The following is a 19315-nucleotide window of genomic DNA, read 5'->3' as shown; positions in this document are numbered from 1 at the left end:
GATATCTTTTTATCAAACTCTTCCATTATTCATTGCCTCCTTGGGTTGTTCTTAGGAGGCATCCTTTTATGTTTCATGAAATTTATCCATTGTTGATGGAGTCATTTCATTTGTTCTTACACAAAATTCGGGATACTATCTTAAGGTTCAATTTTAACATTTTTTAATTAAAGCAATGGATAATAGAATTAATAGTTTCAATCCTATTAAGGTTCAATTTTAACAATAAAAGAAAAAAAAGAAACAGCAAGCAGCATCGACAGTTTCAATCCTATTAAGGTTCAATTTTAACAATTTATTTCAGATATCTTTAGAAAATTACATATTCTGTTTCAATCCTATTAAGGTTCAATTTTAACCGTCATATTTTTATTTAAAGTAAAAGTTCCATTATCATGTTTCAATCCTATTAAGGTTCAATTTTAACATATTAAAGCAATTCGCATAACGAAAATTATTGTAATTGTTTCAATCCTATTAAGGTTCAATTTTAACTATTCAATGTTGAATTTATGTATTTGCTCCTTATATTGTTTCAATCCTATTAAGGTTCAATTTTAACCGTACTGGGATCAGAAATAAAAAACGGAACTGAAATGTTTCAATCCTATTAAGGTTCAATTTTAACTCCATTAGGCTATTCTATATTGTAATCGAATACAGCAGTTTCAATCCTATTAAGGTTCAATTTTAACCTCTCAGCCAATCGATGACCAACTACACGAGTATTCAGGTTTCAATCCTATTAAGGTTCAATTTTAACTGAAGGAGAAAGAAGAAAAGTGTGAGTGCGGATACAAGTTTCAATCCTATTAAGGTTCAATTTTAACTTCTACAAAAATCCAATAACAATAAATCCAACAGACAGTTTCAATCCTATTAAGGTTCAATTTTAACTGGATCTATGTATTGCATTCCTGCGTGCCTGTATCCTGTTTCAATCCTATTAAGGTTCAATTTTAACGAGTTTGCCGCGCTTGCTGATGTGTTCATTGAGAAGTTTCAATCCTATTAAGGTTCAATTTTAACAACATACATACCACCACTTTTATTGTGTAGTGAGTTCCAGTTTCAATCCTATTAAGGTTCAATTTTAACTCTATCTCTCTATGATAAACATGATTAGAAGAAAAAAGTTTCAATCCTATTAAGGTTCAATTTTAACTGAGGAAACTCATTATGCCACCGATATGCGTGATCAGGTTTCAATCCTATTAAGGTTCAATTTTAACAATAATATAGTTTTTATGTCTTATCAAAATGGATATGAGTTCCAATCCTATTAAGGTTCAATTTTAACTATGGGAATAATTTTACATTTACAATAAATTCATTTCGTTTCAATCCTATTAAGGTTCAATTTTAACTCTGTAAAACCAATTAATAATATTAATTTTAATAATATGTTTCAATCCTATTAAGGTTCAATTTTAACTGCTTATCGATCTTTCGTTTGTTGGCTTGTATAAAGTTTCAATCCTATTAAGGTTCAATTTTAACTGAAGTATGAACTTCAGGCGATCAAGGAACAGTTAAAGTTTCAATCCTATTAAGGTTCAATTTTAACTGATACCATTTTTCGCAAGCAAGGAAACGAGAGGAAGAGTTTCAATCCTATTAAGGTTCAATTTTAACTTTGATAATTATACTTATAACGCTTTAAACAATGGGTTTCAATCCTATTAAGGTTCAATTTTAACCAGGAAAAACACAACCTAATTTTTGGGTTTATTTTGTTTCAATCCTATTAAGGTTCAATTTTAACTGTTTAATATCGAAGATTAATTTTAAAACGATTTAAGAGTTTCAATCCTATTAAGGTTCAATTTTAACGAATGCAGAATTATTAAATAAATTTGTTGATAACATAGTTTCAATCCTATTAAGGTTCAATTTTAACGGTATAAGTTGTAAAATAATTATTGAAGGTTCATAATAGTTTCAATCCTATTAAGGTTCAATTTTAACCTAAAATTTCCCATTGCATTACATTTCCTTGATTTTGTTTCAATCCTATTAAGGTTCAATTTTAACGATTTACATCTACAAATTCAACGTGTTTTAGTGAAGTTTCAATCCTATTAAGGTTCAATTTTAACTTTTCATCTTTTTTATTCATATATGACCAACTCCATGTTTCAATCCTATTAAGGTTCAATTTTAACTGGCGAATCCAGGCGTGGTGGTAAAGGTATGATAAGTTTCAATCCTATTAAGGTTCAATTTTAACTTTGCCAGAAATTCCTTGACCCTGGTCATTGTCTCCTGTTTCAATCCTATTAAGGTTCAATTTTAACTAAATAATTTTCAAGCCCATAATTTTAGCCCTCACTATGTTTCAATCCTATTAAGGTTCAATTTTAACAATAAATGCATAAATGCTATCATATATGGCTGCGAAGTTTCAATCCTATTAAGGTTCAATTTTAACATAATAATGGAATATTATATTTTATTAAATGAATATAGTTTCAATCCTATTAAGGTTCAATTTTAACTGTGTCAAGAGTGTGGAAATGGGAAAAAAATTCTTAAAGTTTCAATCCTATTAAGGTTCAATTTTAACTGCTTGGCTCTCAGTTATGTTTTGCATCGTTTGGGAGTTTCAATCCTATTAAGGTTCAATTTTAACAAGTCATTCGCTCGAAACACATAGTGGAAAACTCTCGGTTTCAATCCTATTAAGGTTCAATTTTAACAGAAAGAAATTTACTACAGCTATTAGTGGTACTTCTATGTTTCAATCCTATTAAGGTTCAATTTTAACCAGCCAGCTCGTCTTCTTCCAGGGCTATTTCTCCCTTGTTTCAATCCTATTAAGGTTCAATTTTAACGAAGAGACATTAATATTATAATTAAGTGAATTTTGATAGTTTCAATCCTATTAAGGTTCAATTTTAACTGAATTACAGATAGATTAGTTTTGTGTGTCCAATTATTGTTTCAATCCTATTAAGGTTCAATTTTAACTATGTATTAAGGTATTATAATCGATTGGACACACAAGTTTCAATCCTATTAAGGTTCAATTTTAACAAATGTACAATTTTTAAGAGAAAAAGGTTTTAGTGAGTTTCAATCCTATTAAGGTTCAATTTTAACGGAAAAATAGGGAATGATAAGGCTAATTTTATTTAGTTTCAATCCTATTAAGGTTCAATTTTAACAAAAAAAGAGAAAAAAGAAAAAAAATTGCCTGAATTTGTTTCAATCCTATTAAGGTTCAATTTTAACTTAAAAATTTATTGTGATAAGCATAAAGGCTATCAGTTTCAATCCTATTAAGGTTCAATTTTAACATTTAAAAACGCAATTATTCAATATATACCTGAAAAGTTTCAATCCTATTAAGGTTCAATTTTAACTATTATTCGTTGTAATTGGCAATGCTGAACTAAAAAGTTTCAATCCTATTAAGGTTCAATTTTAACTTTATAATATTTTTCTAAAAGTTCAATCTCCATTCCTGTTTCAATCCTATTAAGGTTCAATTTTAACTATGATTGATTGGTAATACAAATAACACACCCGCTAAGTTTCAATCCTATTAAGGTTCAATTTTAACTTGAAGTTTTTTTGTCTAAACCTAAAAATTTATCTTGTTTCAATCCTATTAAGGTTCAATTTTAACATTTCTAGCTGTCGATGCCGAATTGTTCAACACAACAGGTTTCAATCCTATTAAGGTTCAATTTTAACCTTCCATCTCTCTTATGTACTCGCCCAGCACATAATGTTTCAATCCTATTAAGGTTCAATTTTAACTTCCGTGATGGCTGGGAATTTTGGGAATGGTGCGCTGGTTTCAATCCTATTAAGGTTCAATTTTAACATTGCTGACCGGCAAAGGGTACGTTGGTTGTGATATTGGTTTCAATCCTATTAAGGTTCAATTTTAACCAGGGAGAACGATAATATGATTCAAGAAATACTAACAGTTTCAATCCTATTAAGGTTCAATTTTAACAGGTGTGAATTTCATTGAGAAATATGCAGTTGTTAGGTTTCAATCCTATTAAGGTTCAATTTTAACGTTTACAGGGTTATCATTTTCTTTTTTCCCCAGAATTTGTTTCAATCCTATTAAGGTTCAATTTTAACTCCGTGATGGCTGGGAATTTTGGGAATGGTGCCTTGGTTTCAATCCTATTAAGGTTCAATTTTAACAAAAAACCAACATAACGCTGACACTAGCAACATTCAAGTTTCAATCCTATTAAGGTTCAATTTTAACTGTTGAATATTGGTTTTCGAGCGGTACTTGTTCAAGGTTTCAATCCTATTAAGGTTCAATTTTAACCAGTGGCACTTTTTCGAGCACAATGAACAGAATTCCTGTTTCAATCCTATTAAGGTTCAATTTTAACGAATAGAATTCCTAGCCATAGACGCTCAGATGTTCAAGTTTCAATCCTATTAAGGTTCAATTTTAACCCGTTTCAAAAATATCGTATTCCAGTATATATTCTTTACACTAATTCTTTAAAATTAAAACAAACCTTACTTTCTTTACTACCTTTATAAAGGTTAGATCAAATTGGTTACTAATAGGATATCTATGTGGCGGTAAAGTTAATTGAAAATAGTTCATCTTTGGCGGTGAATGTTTATTATTTAAAAATTATTTTTTAGCCTTAAACTATCGTTCGTGAACTCAACCCATCAATAGTCGGTTTTCATATAAGGAAGTAAAAGAGGCTGGAAAAATAATCTTATAGCAAATTTTAAGGGAATAGAATTATCAGATAACAATCATAATGCTTCAGTCTTTGCTCTAATCCTCGTCTCATTTTTAATCTTATCAAGAAATTCATCGAACTTCAGGTTCTGAATCTCATCTTTCCTGTTTCTTACTGAAACCTCTCCGTTAATTTTTTCTTTCTCTCCGACTATCACAAAATAGGCTGGCCTGTAAACTCTCCCTAGTTTGATCTTTTTAGATACACTTTCCTGTGAATCATCAAGATAAGTTCTTATGCCATTCTCTTTCAGCAAACGTTCTAATTTAAGGGCATATTCCTTAAACTGATCACTTAGTGGAATAACATAGACCTGTATTGGCGATAGCCATGTGGGCAATTTACCATACGAATTCTCCAGAAGTATTACAAGGAATCTCTCAATAGATCCATAAATAGCCCTGTGTAACATAACAGGTGTCTCTTTCTTGCTTTCTTCATTTATGTAATAGAGACCAAATGTTATGGGCATAAAGAAATCAATCTGAATTGTTGTCAGCTGCCATGATCTCCCTATCGCATCCTTTATGTGAACATCTATTTTTGGTCCATAGAAAGCTGCCTCTCCTGGATATTCCTTATATTCTATGTTTCTTGACTTAAGGGCGCTTCTCAGTTGTTCTGTTGCATTATCCCACAGAGAAAAATCAGGTTCCATGTTACTCGATCCGCAAAAAGCGCATTTCAATTCACCGTCACTGCCCGATACCCTCTTTGGTTCATTTATCATTCCGCAATCCTTGCATTTATAACTGACAAGATAGTTTTCAGGTTTATTTTTATCAGCAACTGAAAGATCATATTTTATTTCTATCTGATCAAAAAACGTTTTAAATGTAATATCCATCATTTCCAGAACTTTTTCTATTTCACCCTGAATCTGATCAGGTCTCATGAATTCATGACCATCATCTATGGTAAAAGTCCTGGGTCTGGTCAAACCTCCAACTTCTCCTGATTTTTCATACCTGTATACAGTTCCAAATTCACTTATCTTTACTGGCAGATCTCTGTATGAGTGCGGCGTGTTCTCATATATGGTAATATGCCCCGGGCAGTTCATGGGTTTTAGAGCATAGGAATCTCCATCAGGAAGCGTGAACAGAAACATGTCATCCTTATACTTGTAGTAGTGGCCCGATATCTTCCACATTGTGTCCTTGAAGAGATGGGGGGTGCATACTTCCTCCCAGCCGAATTTCGTATTCAATTCCCTCATGAAATTTATGAGTTCATTCCTTATAGTTGCCCCTTTTGCGGTGTAAAGTGGAAGTCCAGGGGCTCTCTCTGAATTGAATACAAACAGATCCATCTCCTGACCGATCTTTCTGTGATCCCTCTTTACTGCTTCCTCCCTGTTTTTCAGATATGCCTTAAGGGATTTCTCATCAGGGAATGCAGTTCCATAGATTCTGACAAGTTTTTCCCTCTTTATGTCACCCATATAATTGGTGCTTGCAACATTGAGCAGTTTGAAGTGTTTTATGTATGACGTATCTGGCACATGAGGTCCTCTGCAGAAGTCAACAAAGTTTCCCTGCCTGTATACTGTGGATGACTTTTCCACATTCTCATTTATCTTATCTATCTTGTACTTATTCTTACTGAATATTTTGAGGAGTTCCTCTCTTGAATGTTCTTCCCTTACAATTGGAATCTTCATTTCAGCAAGTTCCTTCATCTTTATTTCAATCTTTTCAAGATCCTCCTGAGAGGGTGGTGGCATGTCAATGTCATAGTAGAACCCATCTTCTATTACTGGTCCTGCATTTGGTTTTGCATCTTTATATATTTCAGTTACAGCGTGGGCGAGAAGGTGCGCGGCAGAATGCCTCAATATTCTTATTCCCTCCTCACTGTTTATTGAGATTCCTTCAACCTGAGAATCTTCACTTGCCTTTTCTCTTAAATCATGAAGTGTTCCATTCACCACAACTGCTATGATATCCTTATTCTTCTGAAATGCAGAACCAAAGGTCTCTCCCTTCCTTACAGTTGTTGTCTTTTCAATCATAAATTACGTAATGGGGAACTTTAATTTAAAGAAATCTTTCCGTACTCCAACAGGAGGATTTTGGGAATATTTTTTATCCTTCCAATATCTTACATTTACTGACATAAATGAAACTTCTATCATGGAATCTGAATGGACTTAAATCTGCAATTCAAAAAGGCCTTATGGACATAATACTATCGGGTAAATTTGATATTATGGCGTTTCAGGAAATAAAGAGTGATGGAAAGGGTCTTACGCTTGAATTCTCAACAAGTGGTTACAGGATAATTACAAATCCAGCAAAAAAAGCAGGATACAGTGGGACAATGACTTTATCCATGATGGATCCAATGAGTGTTTCAACCGAAATGAGCATGGACGAAGGCCGTGTCCTCACAACTGAGTTTGAAAACTTTTATCTTCTGAACTGTTACTTTCCAAATTCACGGAGAGATCTTTCAAGACTCCAAATGAAGCTGGATTTTGACAGAAGATTTGCAGAATATGCTAAAAGACTGGAAGGTAGAAAGCCGGTTATAATCTGCGGTGATCTGAATGTAGCGCACACAGAAATGGATATAGCGAGACCTGATGACAATCACAAAAGCGCAGGTTTTACAGATGAGGAGAGGGCCTGGATGACAGAATTCCTCAATGCAGGATACGTTGACACCTTTAGAATGTTTCACAAAGAGGGTGGTCAGTATTCATGGTGGTCATACATGCACAATGCTAGGGCAAAAAACATAGGATGGAGAATAGATTATTTCATAGTGAGCAAATCCATAGAGAAAAGGGTGAAGGATTCTGGAATATTGGGTAATGTCACCGGATCGGACCATGCTCCCATCTACCTTGATGTTGAATTTTAAAAATTTGATGTAATGAAAGATAATCAATGCAATTAAAATTCAAAACAGTGAGTGAAATTTCTCATCTACAATTTTTATAAAATCTATGGATTTCATCAACTTCTCCATTTCATCCATATCTCTGTAAATAGGTCTGTCTGCATGAAGATATTCTATTTTTTCCCTGATCTTTTCCTTCAATCTTGTAGCATATGATGAATATCCTTCAGGAGATAGATCCATCGCCTGGGCTGCCATGACGAATTCTGTTGCTATTATTCTATGTATATTATCGTTTATTTCACTCAATTTGTTCGCAGAGTTTGTACCCATGCTTACATGATCCTCCTGATTTGCGCAGGTAGGTATGGAATCTGCTGATCCTGGATATGCAAGTATTTTATTTCTGTTGCAGAGGGCAGCTGCTGCGTACTGCCCTATCATGAAACCTGAATTCAGGCCACTATTCTTGATCAAAAATGGTTCAAGTCCGCTGAGAGACGAATCAGTTATCCTGGCGAGTCTCCTTTCTATCATGTTTCCGAGATCAGTCAAAGCTATGGCAAGAAAATCACAGGCAAAGGCAACCGGTTCTCCGTGGAAGTTCCCTGATGAAACATATTCCTCTTCGTTTATAAGTGGGTTATCCGTGGTTGAATTCATCTCAGAAACAAGCACACTTTCCACATAGGATATGGTGTCAAAAACAGCACCATAGACCTGAGGCGTGCATCTTAGTGTATAAGCATCCTGAATCTTTATCTTATCCTGCTCCACAACTCTTGGGCTTTCAGAGAAAATCGAATACATTTTTGCCCCGATGAGTGATTGACCAAACTGTTTTCTTGTTGAAAGAGCCCATGGAGTGAACGCCTTTCTTGTACCCCTGAGAGTTTCAAAGGCCATGGAAAAGGAAGCGCTTGCCATGGCAAGGTTTTCCTTGGCTCTGATGAGTTCAACAGATCCAATACCTGTGATCGCTGAAGTCCCATTTATGAAGGAGATTGCTTCCTTTTCTCTGAGCACATATGGTTCTACCCCATGTTTCTTCATCACCTCTAAGGATTGTTTTCTCTCAGAATCTTCTATCATTTCGCCCTCACCAATAATGGCCAGGCAGAGATGTGCAAGTGGTGCCAGATCTCCACTTGCACCAACAGATCCCATCTCCGGGACGAAGGGATAGAGTCCTGTGTTCAGAACTTCCAGAATCTTCTCTATGAGTTCAAGAGATACTCCCGAATACCCCCTTGCAAGACTGTTTGCCCTGACAAGCATCATTGCCCTGACCTTCTCCTCAGACAGAGCCTTGCCAAAACCGCTGGAATGACTCCTTATGAGATTTAACTGAAGTTTCTCACTGTCTTCCCTGTTTATTTTTTTATTCAGAAGACTTCCGAATCCTGTGTTTACACCATAGATAGGTTCACCCTTTGATATGAGTTTCATTAGTGAATTTCTGCTTTTGACTACATTTTTTTTGGCATTTTCAGATAGAGTAACCTTTTCCTCCTTCCTTATTATCTTTTTGAGCATGTCCATGTCGAGATTTTCCCCATCAAGTTCCATAATGTCATAAGTCAAATAGCCATAAAAAGGAACTCCAGATTTTTATGCATCCATAGTTCCTTCGTCTTACTGTCATCAATACGTATGGCAGTTCAAATCAAAATCTTTAAACCTTTAAGGTAATTTAGTGGTCACGGGGTCTGTAGCTTAGCCAGGTAGAGCGATGGACTCTTAATCCATAGGCCGGGGGTTCGAACCCCTCCAGACCCGTCTTCTATACGGTTTAGTTTTTTGGAATAATTAGAGGATTAAAGGTTTTGCAATGTATAATTTGGTATCTGTATTTGCGTTTTTTTCACTTTTCTTTATATACTCATGTTAGTATTTCAGATCGATTTTTGGAATATATTAATATCTGAATAAAAATAAGTCATAGCCCCTTGAATGTCAATCTTTCTTCTAAAACATAGAAATCAATTATAGCACTTCAAACTAACCATGTTGGTATATATACAGGATAAAGCCTGCAAGTATGCAGGCTGATTTTATCCCTCCATTATAGGTTCAATTGCTTTAATATTTTTGCAGTCTTTTACTCTCACTCCGCTACTTACTGTCGGCAACGCCATATAGGTGGCTAACCATCACGGTAGTTCATCTGAACCCTGCTGAACCATAGTCAGGGAGGTGTTTTTACCTATCCCCTTGCCATATAGGTTGAGGATAATTTAAAGATACAAATGAAGTATTTAAGAATTACGGAATAAAAATAAGTTATAGCCTTTTGATTTGAAATCTATCCAGATCAACCAGATCGATCAAAGCGAATGCGATCGTAATGATAATGGCCACTAATAAAAGCATTTCCAGGAAATTAATCATGATTTCATAAGCTGGCATTACGATAGCTGGTAAGTGTTCTTCCAGATTATAAAGATAAGCGAAGATTAAGATCAGACCCAATAGAACACTCAATTTTAAGAACATTTTTGTAGAATTCATTCTTTTGCCCTTGCTATTTCTTCAACTTCCCTTAAAATCTTCTTATGCCGATGGAAGTGTTTAATATTAGGTATATCCATTCCGCAGATGTTGCAATGCAATTCCCACTTTCCCTCTAAATATCCATGCTTTCTGAGCTCACGTTTAACCGCCAGACTATGCACTACCATCTCTCCACACCCTCTTTATCTTCCTGCAGTAGCTATCCACCCATTTGCCTGTCTTTTGGTCAAGGTAGCCATGCACATACTCATAACCAACAGGACACTTGCCCCCTTCATATTCCATGCTGTATTTTTTCATGAGAAAACCCCCAGAACCTTATTTCTTTTTTCCCCGTTCCTTATATTCCTAAATTGGAGTTCCATGTTTTGTACCAAATCCTGAACATCCATCAGATTGTTTTTTATAATGCCTATGCCGGTTCTCCGGAATGTTACTATCCCTCCGTCAATAGGATCTCCCTGGTCTAGTTGATTAAGAACAAGATTGATCCCCTCATTTATTTTTTTAATTCTATGCACAGGATTCATTTCTTTGACTATGTCAACTTCCTTCTTTGTCTGTTCCTTCTCCTTCTCTATCAGCTCCCTTATTTTTTTCCTTTCTTCATCCAGATAGTCATTAGAAAGGAAGTCATTGGATTCAATGTATGTCTTTAATTCATCTGCTCCCTTTACCATACCTTTAATGTTCATTATCTGATCTCTAGTAAGATCAATCTCAACTTCCGGCAGGAATGGGTGTTCTTTTTGGTATTTTTCCGATTTTTTAATAATAGTTTCAAGGATTGTCTTAGTCTGTGAAATATAGCTACTTATTTTTTCCAGCCCAGGATCGGCTCTTATATTTGCGGATAATCTGTCCAGTTCGTCCTTCTCTTTTATCTTTGCTTTTAGTTCCGATTCAATCTCATCGAATGCCTTTTCATTTTCGCTGATCTCTTCCTTCAATCGATCCAGATCAAGACTGTATTTGTTTATCTGACTCCTTATTTCCTCCAGATTCTCTTTACTTTCTTCAAATTCTATAAGATCGCTAAGATTCTCTTTAACCTTAGGTAGAAATAAAGGATTATCCGGATCGCAGATTTCTTTTATGGTTTCCCTCAGATCAGCATATTTTCTAAATATAAATTTAGCGGCCTCAGGCTTGGTTTTCAAGTACATGTAAACCTGTTTCATATCGGCTTCTGTGCTTAGCAGGAATGCGTCATCATTCAACCAATCAAATTGCTTATGTAGTTCTTCGTTTTCCTTTTTTACCTTTTGATATGAACTTTCCTCCATATTTCGACCCTCAACTATATAGTCAAAGGATGTATATAGTTTTAACGTCAGTAACTATATTTTTACTACCAAATAACTGTAAAGTTAATTTCTAAATATTCACGCAGACCCTATATTTTCCTATGTTTTTTAAATGTCTGACATGTAAAATTCCAAAAAATATGTTTTTTTGATTTTTTGGCTATAATATACGTAATGAGACGCACGTATATATTGTCAGAATTTCGCTTTCCAAAGTCTGAATAAATGTAAAAAACCCTTTGTTTTGCTATGTTTCTGTAATGGATATTTCCAAAAATGAAATTTTAACTTCAGAGTTTGAAAATTAAACTCTGAAAAGTTGTATCTTGGTTTTTCCCTGTCTGTGGTTTTTGGGAATGTTTTCCATTTAGATTAATACATCCAGATTTCAGAGAGTTTTACAACTTTCGTAAGATTTTCTAAAATGGGTAAAACTTTTAGCATACGATCAACAGTCTGTTGTGGTATCTTCACCGCCTCAGCAATCTCCTCCTGAGTGTAGCAGGCCATCCACATCGAATATGGTTTTGTCTATGTTTATTATTTGTCTTTAATTTTAAAACGATTTTAGACAGCTGGTAGTCCGTAAGGTAAATTTATGCATGGTAATTGATCCATCGTTTATCTTTGGCAGGTCTGAATAATCTGTGTTCCAGATTAGAAGGTTTTCTTATCCTCAGAGTGAAAGGAATCCTTCTCCGCTCTGTTGACCTAAATACAGTTGTACATTTGCTGAAAACCTTTAATTTCCTATGTCCCCGTTAATCAAATGTACGATCATCACTCACTGTACATTTGCTGTACATTTGCTGAAAACCTTTAATTTCCTATGTCCAGAACTTACATTTGTACATATGTACATAAAAAGTATAGTATAGTATAGTAAGGAGATCATGGAACTGTACATGCCATTTTTCCTTTTTTTTAAAAATGTTGTACATTTGTACAAATGTTGCATGGAGAACACGTAAAATACTACCTCAGACCAAATGTACAGTCAATGTACAACTCAGGAGGACTGTACAAATGTTGCATGGAGAACACGTAAAATAAAGGAAAATAGAAAATATGACAAATGTACAGATTGTTTTATTTCAGCAATCTGATTATTTCATCATCGTTTTTTACCTGTTTATATTCAGTTTCAGATTCTTTTATGTCTTTATTATCACTCTTTTTGTAACTGAACTCTTCCCCAATCCTTAGAATTTTCTCCAGTTCATCCAGCACAGGATCAACCTCAGTCATATTCTCTGTGCCTATTGTTTCCAGCTTAAGCCCGAGTCTTTCTCCTCTGACCTGTTTCACAAATTTAGGCAAGTTCCCCTTAATAATTTGGTTGAATGTCATACTTTGGAACTGTTTCTTATAGTCTTCAGGTATTTTTTTCCATTCCCTTTTCCCTCCAGAGGTACTCTCATCTATCTGTTGCACTTCAGATACTCTGTCGGTCAGAATACGCCTGAGGGTACTAAATTCGATCGAAATTGACATTTTGTCTTTTGAAAGGGTGAAGGATGTTAGTTCAATGTCTTTGTGTATTAATTCTCTTTGCTCCAAGAGGAAATTGTAAAGGGAAAACAAGACAAACTTAATAGGATCTCCTTCCCGTGCTATCTCTGTACTCTCTATGCTTAGTCTCAATGCGGAAACTACCTGATCGTGTACTCCAGCTAAATTTGCAATAGCAATAACGGGAGCATATGCCTGTCTCTCTCTTCCAGAATAATCCGTTATCTCATCGTAAGCCTTCCTGACAATATGTGCATTAAAGATGAATGAGCCATAGAGCATATCAACCAAATCTTTGTGGTATGACACGAAATCCTTTGCACCCAGATTTATGGATTTTTTGGGATCATTTTTTAACCATGTCTTTACGCTTCTGCTTACAGTTGAGGATTTAACAATTGCCATGTATGGATCGATAAGGCATTTAGGCCCGTATGGTTTGAATACTTCAACCCCGAAGTTTTTTCCTGTTGCACGTGGTATCGTTGAGTCTTTGGAGAAAGACCCATCCAGAATTAGGTTTAGCGCATCAATCTTATCCTTATCTCTCGGGTCAACTTCATCGATCAGCAACGATAAACCGTAATTAGCCATACGGAATATTACTGCCTCAGTTTGATTGAATATTTGCATGGGATAAGGCAGTAAGGATGTGGTCATCAGTGCAGTTGTTCCTCCTGCATTTGATCCAGCCTTCCCGAAAATCAATGGAGGAAATTGAGGGAATACTCTGTGGAAATGAGCCGCAATGATCCAGCATGAGACTAATGTTAGGTCATTATCGGGAAGTGAGACATATTTCCCTATTACGTTTTTTACATAACCAAAAAGTTTCTGAATGGTTTCCCTTCTTGGATTTAACTCACTTCTTCTGTGAAGTAATGATTTTGAGTTATTCAAGAATTCATCTGCGGTAAAATCAGGTTTAACTGTATTTCCATCGATTTTATCATTCTCCATGACTTTGATTTCTATCCCATTCGTGTAAAATGTCTTCCATGCATTAATCCACTTTATTTCGGTTTGATCCCCTTTCTTCACTTCAATCATTTTCTTGATCGGCAACGACCATATGGCATAGTGTTTTCCGTTAATTGCGATAAAATCGTAAAGAGGGTTGTAGGTTTGGAAGTCAGGTATGAGTTCTTCACCATCCCTCAGAGAAAAAATCTTAGTTTCTTTATTTGTTTTTGCTTCTCCCTTCTCTGTTTTCTCTGTTTCTGATTTCGGCTTAAATTGTTTTGTCTCATTTTGTTCTGTTTTAGTCATTTTAGATCACCTCGACTTCAAAATTTTGCATGCACTTTTTTGGAATTTTTGCATGCATTTCCTGATCGGGTTTTGGTTCAGCTTGATCCCCGACTCCTGTCCATCCTGGATAAACCCATCGTGCGAACAGTTCGATCTTCTTTGCTTTTGGGAACATTGCATTTATTATTTCGTAGGATTTTTCAGGTTTCCGTGAGTGATCCGTCCTCTTCTCACGGATGACTGATCGGAACTTCATGGATTGCTTTATCTTGCCTTTCCTTCCAATCAGCAGGATTTCATGTTGTTGCCTAACAACGTGGCCTAGGCCCATCAACACTTTGTCCCATACCATCTGAGTGACATACCTAAAACCCCAATTTCTGATAACTTTCATGCCTTCTTCCAATTTCGGAGATGTTACCCACAATAACAGATAGGCATCTTTTGCTGTTATTTTCTTAACAGGTAAATCACAAATTTCCTGAGTGGTCATCTGATGGTAGTGGTTCGATATCCTGTCAGATTCCCGGGTTGCTTCAGTGTCATAGGTCCATGGAGGATCTGCCAGTATTACATCGAATTTTTCTTTTGTTTCATTGATATAATCCTGTATATCCATCCTAAATACCTTCGGAGGATCCGATTTCATAGGCTTCACTATTGATTCGCATCCTGAACAATAATATCCTGAAGGGATGTATTGCCTGTCCTGTCCCCTGACATAAAATGTCAGAGATTTCTTACCACACTTCGGACAGATAGGTTTCATTGAAACACCTCCACCCACACAATAGAAGACTTCATGAAAATTCGATCCTTCTGAGTATCCTTCAGCATCTCCTTTCCTGCGATCATTATTTTCTCTGTGATATTCACAGACAGAAGGATATCATACATCCCTAATTGCTTAAGATTGCCTTCAAAAATCTCATTATTTGTGAGGCAGATACGTATTCTCTTGCCGATCAATTCCTTTACAAAACTGTCCTGGCTGTATCTGAGTGGTTTCTCAGAAGTCTTAAATACTTCCTTAGGTTTATTTGATTGGCTCTTCCAATTGTCACCTTCTTTATTCATTTTTTACCTCCTGTTTCTTTGCTTTTGCCAAATTCCAGAGCAGGCTGAATTTTGTGAGAAATTCCTGCTCACTTATCTTCATCGGCTCTGCCTCAATGATCCTTCTGAGATCAGGATCGTTTTTGGCAATCTCCCTTAGTGGGGTCATGTCGATCATTTCCTCACTACCTCCATGAGTATGTGATCTTTGTCAGGCACGGTTAAAATTACTTCTTCACACCCTAATGCCTCCATATTTTCCAGAAAGAATGGAGGAATAGACACCATGCCTGATCCATACCTCTTATTCACTAATTTTCTTCTCACTTTCAATTCCATGAATCTGTAATATCTTAACGCATATTACATGATATATCGAATTTCGACCATGTCATTCTATATCGATTATAAAATAAAAATAATTTATATAGGTTAAGAATATTCTTACTAAATGGAAAGGAAGGAAAGCGGGGTTGTAAATGCATACATTTTAAACATAATGGTTCATTCTGACACATTACAACTAAACGAGTATGACATAAGGGATAGATTAGAAAAACGTTATAATCAAAGGAAAAACAAACGCATTAGGCCACAGAATGTGGTTAAATTCCACTTAGATCCTTTGGTAAAAAGGCATTGGCTTAGGAAACTTCCTAACGGGGATTATGAAAGGATCGGAGAATTGAGGCATGTAAAACCAAGAGAAACATTACATGACCAGTTCGAAGGTTTCACAGAGGAAGAAAGGGAGACAATAATATATAATTTGGAATTTGACAGGAGACTGTTTGGGTGGGGGAACTATGAAGATTCCCTCACAGAAGAAGAATACATGGCATATATGACAAAATTATACGGGGAGTCTTCTAAGGAGGCAACTCAACAATAGCCTTATCGTTGCCCAGTGCCATCTTAACAACAAATCCTTCATTAATGTATTCCTCTACCATGTTTATTGGCACTACCTTTTGTTTGTGGGTTTTAGTCATCTCTTCCCTGTCCTTTTTTATCTGTGAGGATATGTCAGGCTTTCCCATGCCGAGTAATTTATCCCTGGCTAATTTTGTAATCTCCTCTGCGGTCATGGTAAGCATGTTCTTCTCTTTAATTTCCTCCTCTGAGAACCCTGCCATCAGTAGTAGTTGCTTACGGAATTTATCTTCCACTTCCTCTTCACTTAGTCCCTTATGATCGGTTTCCAGGTACTTTGTTGATTTTTCATATGCTGATCTCATGGCTTCGATTAGGTCATCTGAAAGCCTTCCTTTATTCAGCGTATATCTATGCTCTATATCTCCCACATGCCCCATGAAAAACGTTCGGTAGTCTCGTGTTATCAATCGGGAATCCTGTGCCATTAGTAGCCTGCTATCGAAGTATGCCCTTAAAACATATGGTCTCCATGTAAATCCTGCATTCCTTATGGCATTACGCATTAAATCGCCGATATTCACAGTTGTAATGTTCCCGTTCCTGAGGGCTTTTTTGGAGGCAGTTATAATAGGGGAGTCTGCGGTTAATTCCTCTCCTGATCTCATTCTTTCAATGAGATAATTCTCCAAGTACATACAGCCCTCCTTACCAATAAAGGTAAAATATTTATTACCTGACTTCGATAATTCCTCCCTGACTATTACCTGAGCTGGTATTTTTTTAAAGGTTATCTCTTCCCTGCCTAACATAAGATCAGGAATGTCCTTTATTTTAAGGCCATCTGTCCCCTTATAGTTGCCCAATACTCCTATCCTGACCCCAGAGAAAGCCACGAAGGCACATGCGATTCGTTCCCTGCTATCACCGGCGTTGAATATCTTTTTAAGTTCTTCCTGAGTTGGTATTCTTTCCTCAGCTAATGTAGGAGTTTTTTCAACATCTCTTACCTTAATTTGCCTCTGTAATTTTATTCCGTTAAAGAGTAGCCAAGATTTTACTGCTTTTATTGTGTTAGCGATATATGATCCTGCATTGCCTTTTTTCTCCCTATTAATAACGTAGTCGTCTATAAGATCAACCAATGCCTTATCTTTCATTTTAATAAGTTCCTGTGGTGTTTTCCCTGTCTCAGCACAAAATGATCCAAGTCGCCTCAGATAAACGTCTCCTGTTATGGTTGAACCTGCGTCCACAGAGTGCTTCCAGCGTGCTATATCCTTATCTTTCAATAGGTATCTGTACCTTTCCTTTCCCATGTTGATCATGCCATGATAGATATACGGTATATAAGTTTTTAAAACCCTATAAGGTATGAACCCCTCCAGACCCGTAAAATTATAACCGGACGCTATTGGACCCGTATTTATCACTTCTTCAAGAAAAAATTTGTTCAGCCTCTCTCTCACATTGTTTGCGTTGGTTTCTGGATTCACGTGAGTATATACTTGAGTGCTGGCCAGAGACGCATGTCTCAGATGGGTTTGCACAAAACGTATGTCCATTGGCTTTATCCCATCTTCTTCCTTCCCAGAAAGTAGTAAAGTTGCCACAAAGTGCCTGGCAGCATGGGGATGGAATTGAGGCACTACCTCTTTGCCAATGGACGAGATATGCTGCCTTAAGTATTCGCTGTTAATTCTGCCATTGGGTCCAGTGAATAATGCAGATGGATCTGTTGGTCTCCTGTAGTGGATCACATATGATTTGATACTTCTCAAAGCGTCATCTGATAGGCCTACAACCATATCTGATTCACCTTTCTCGCTATGCACAAATATTCCGTTAGGCCGCACATCATTCAGATTAAGAAGTGGTACCTCTCCTATTCTAAGTCCACCTGAGAATAAGATTCTAAGAACTGCTCCGTCCCTAGCCGCTGCTTCCCTGTTCTTTTGTTCATCCGCATGTTTTATAATTTTCATCACATCATCCTCATTCGGAATCCATCCGATTGTAACTCTCGGTTCTTTGAATTTTGGTATCGTGAAGGAAATACCCGATCCATGCCTTTCGTTGAGAAACTTGAACCATTTTAGCAAAGCCTTCCTTGTAACGTTAAGCGTCTGCCTTTTGTATCCATTCTTGATCTTCTCCAGAAAATATGATCTAACGCTATTGATGTCCGGAAGTATAACATCCATGCTGAGAGATAATTCCTTAATCTTTCTAACATCTCGTACAATTGTACTTTGGGAATATTTTCCGTCAAAGAGAGCCCAGTCCTGGAACTCTTCTATAAGCCTTACAAGTTTTGGGTCAATCAAATTAATTCGCCTCCCTTATCGAAAACACAAAGGTTATCGTATAGTATCCAGCTTCGAGCCTTTCGAGCTCAGCCTGATACCTCTCCTTCATAAATTCCCTCAATTTTATGAGTCCCTCAGAGAAAATTTCCTCATCTGAAGTCTCAATGAAGATCTCGTTCGCTGAAATATCCACATTCAAGAAGTCGATGGACACACTGGACTTCCTGAGATTCCTCAGTATTTCGATTTCTGATTCAATTTCTCCCCTGTTCTGAATCATTGTGAACCCCTCTCAAGTCTCTTATATAATATCCTTGATACCCAGCTCAGGAAGTGCCTGATAGGATACCATCCGGCCATTCTATCAAGGGTTTCCTCCCAGTATTTCCTCATGATTTCCCCTCCACAAAGGCCCTTCGATCCTTGTCATATTGGAATCCCATCTCATTCATTTTTCTGGCCAATTCTTTGAATTCCATCACTTCTAATTTTTTTGAGATGGTCCATGTTCCGCCTGATTCCACGATACCGTACCTCTTCTTGAGTGCCTGAAGCCAGTTTCTTTTAGCCTCCTCACTCATCTTCTCATTATTGGGCTTGTTTTTTTCCTGATCCCAGTAAAAATATGGCCTTGCGGTCATCGAAACAAAAAACTTTACTTTCTCGGGATCAGGCATTTCCTTCTTTGCTGTGAAGAAATCGATGACTTCGCCGTATATTGAGTCAAGATATTCAAGATATTCCTTGTGATCAGTTGTGGCCATAGTAGTATAGCGTTTCCTAATTATACTTGCAATATCATGCTCCTATTCCACCTGGCATCTCATCCATCCTGTATTTCCACGTGAAGACAACAGGTTCGCTGTTTGTCTCTTCTATGTAACTTAGAATCCTTTTTTTCAGGTCT

16 protein-coding genes, 1 tRNA gene, 1 pseudogene and 1 CRISPR repeat array are annotated in these 19315 nt (G+C 36.3%); of the genes and pseudogenes, 3 read left to right on the top strand and 15 right to left on the bottom strand.

Translation table 11 applies throughout. The features are described 5' to 3' along the window. Positions 1-194: 194 nt before the first annotated feature. Positions 195-4434: a CRISPR direct-repeat array (repeat unit 30 nt; unit sequence GTTTCAATCCTATTAAGGTTCAATTTTAAC). A gap of 318 nt (positions 4435-4752) precedes the next feature. Continuing rightward, on the bottom strand, positions 4753-6753 hold the full coding sequence (locus tag ACNF42_RS06695) for a threonine--tRNA ligase (protein WP_443339964.1): 2001 nt from the start codon (positions 6751-6753) through the stop codon (positions 4753-4755). Positions 6754-6860: 107 nt separating this feature from the next. Between ACNF42_RS06695 and ACNF42_RS06690 the strand changes: the two genes are divergently transcribed. Beyond that, positions 6861-7607, top strand: a complete 747-nt coding sequence (locus tag ACNF42_RS06690; protein ID WP_443339963.1) for an exodeoxyribonuclease III — start codon at positions 6861-6863, stop codon at positions 7605-7607. Positions 7608-7646: 39 nt separating this feature from the next. Here ACNF42_RS06690 and hutH read toward each other — a convergent pair whose 3' ends face one another. Further along, positions 7647-9155, bottom strand: a complete 1509-nt coding sequence (gene hutH, locus ACNF42_RS06685) for a histidine ammonia-lyase (RefSeq protein ID WP_443339962.1) — start codon at positions 9153-9155, stop codon at positions 7647-7649. Positions 9156-9291: 136 nt separating this feature from the next. Between hutH and ACNF42_RS06680 the strand changes: the two genes are divergently transcribed. Further along, positions 9292-9365 (top strand) — tRNA-Lys (locus ACNF42_RS06680). 504 nt (positions 9366-9869) lie between these two features. Here ACNF42_RS06680 and ACNF42_RS06675 read toward each other — a convergent pair. The 9 genes from ACNF42_RS06675 to ACNF42_RS06635 form a co-directional block, all read right to left on the bottom strand. Beyond that, on the bottom strand, positions 9870-10097 hold the full coding sequence (locus tag ACNF42_RS06675; protein WP_443339961.1) for a hypothetical protein: 228 nt from the start codon (positions 10095-10097) through the stop codon (positions 9870-9872). Further along, a complete protein-coding gene (locus tag ACNF42_RS06670; protein WP_443339959.1) occupies positions 10094-10267 on the bottom strand; it encodes a hypothetical protein in 174 nt (57 codons plus the stop codon). The genes ACNF42_RS06675 and ACNF42_RS06670 overlap by 4 nt, the downstream gene beginning before the upstream one ends. After that, positions 10254-10400 (bottom strand): hypothetical protein, encoded by a 147-nt coding sequence (locus ACNF42_RS06665; RefSeq protein ID WP_443339958.1) that lies wholly within the window; start codon positions 10398-10400, stop codon positions 10254-10256. Before ACNF42_RS06665 ends, ACNF42_RS06670 begins: the two co-directional genes overlap by 14 nt. After that, complete coding sequence (locus ACNF42_RS06660) at positions 10397-11386, bottom strand: hypothetical protein (protein WP_443339957.1); 990 nt, start codon at positions 11384-11386, stop codon at positions 10397-10399. Before ACNF42_RS06660 ends, ACNF42_RS06665 begins: the two co-directional genes overlap by 4 nt. 1110 nt (positions 11387-12496) lie before the next feature. Further along, positions 12497-14188, bottom strand: coding sequence for a hypothetical protein (locus ACNF42_RS06655; RefSeq protein ID WP_443339956.1), 1692 nt, complete (start codon positions 14186-14188; stop codon positions 12497-12499). Position 14189: 1 nt separating this feature from the next. Further along, complete coding sequence (locus ACNF42_RS06650) at positions 14190-14939, bottom strand: MT-A70 family methyltransferase (RefSeq protein WP_443339955.1); 750 nt, start codon at positions 14937-14939, stop codon at positions 14190-14192. Then, the gene (locus ACNF42_RS06645; protein ID WP_443339954.1) at positions 14936-15247 is read right to left on the bottom strand and encodes a hypothetical protein; all 312 of its coding nucleotides are present in this window, start codon (positions 15245-15247) and stop codon (positions 14936-14938) included. Before ACNF42_RS06645 ends, ACNF42_RS06650 begins: the two co-directional genes overlap by 4 nt. Next, on the bottom strand, positions 15240-15404 hold the full coding sequence (locus ACNF42_RS06640) for a hypothetical protein (protein ID WP_443339953.1): 165 nt from the start codon (positions 15402-15404) through the stop codon (positions 15240-15242). Before ACNF42_RS06640 ends, ACNF42_RS06645 begins: the two co-directional genes overlap by 8 nt. Continuing rightward, positions 15401-15565, bottom strand: coding sequence for a hypothetical protein (locus ACNF42_RS06635; protein WP_443339952.1), 165 nt, complete (start codon positions 15563-15565; stop codon positions 15401-15403). The genes ACNF42_RS06640 and ACNF42_RS06635 overlap by 4 nt, the downstream gene beginning before the upstream one ends. A 112-nt stretch (positions 15566-15677) precedes the next feature. Between ACNF42_RS06635 and ACNF42_RS06630 the strand changes: the two genes are divergently transcribed. Next, complete coding sequence (locus ACNF42_RS06630; RefSeq protein WP_443339951.1) at positions 15678-16118, top strand: hypothetical protein; 441 nt, start codon at positions 15678-15680, stop codon at positions 16116-16118. On the opposite strand, the gene ACNF42_RS06625 is transcribed toward ACNF42_RS06630, so the two are convergent. The 4 genes and pseudogenes from ACNF42_RS06625 to ACNF42_RS06610 all read right to left on the bottom strand — a co-directional run. Beyond that, complete coding sequence (locus ACNF42_RS06625) at positions 16096-18426, bottom strand: site-specific integrase (RefSeq protein ID WP_443339950.1); 2331 nt, start codon at positions 18424-18426, stop codon at positions 16096-16098. The genes ACNF42_RS06630 and ACNF42_RS06625 overlap by 23 nt on opposite strands. 1 nt (position 18427) lies before the next feature. Next, on the bottom strand, positions 18428-18688 hold the full coding sequence (locus ACNF42_RS06620; protein WP_443339949.1) for a hypothetical protein: 261 nt from the start codon (positions 18686-18688) through the stop codon (positions 18428-18430). Positions 18689-18797: 109 nt separating this feature from the next. Continuing rightward, positions 18798-19172 carry a hypothetical protein gene (locus ACNF42_RS06615; protein ID WP_443339948.1) on the bottom strand — a complete coding sequence of 125 codons (375 nt, stop codon included), beginning with the start codon at positions 19170-19172 and terminating at the stop codon, positions 18798-18800. A 34-nt stretch (positions 19173-19206) separates the two neighbouring features. Continuing rightward, positions 19207-19315, bottom strand: a pseudogene (locus tag ACNF42_RS06610) (transposase); the annotation flags it as partial.

The organism is Cuniculiplasma thermophilum (genome assembly GCF_052315355.1).
Lineage (GTDB): Archaea > Thermoplasmatota > Thermoplasmata > Thermoplasmatales > Thermoplasmataceae > Cuniculiplasma.
The sequence above is the reverse complement of the archived record's forward strand: the minus strand, read 5'-3'. Positions and strand labels throughout refer to the sequence as shown.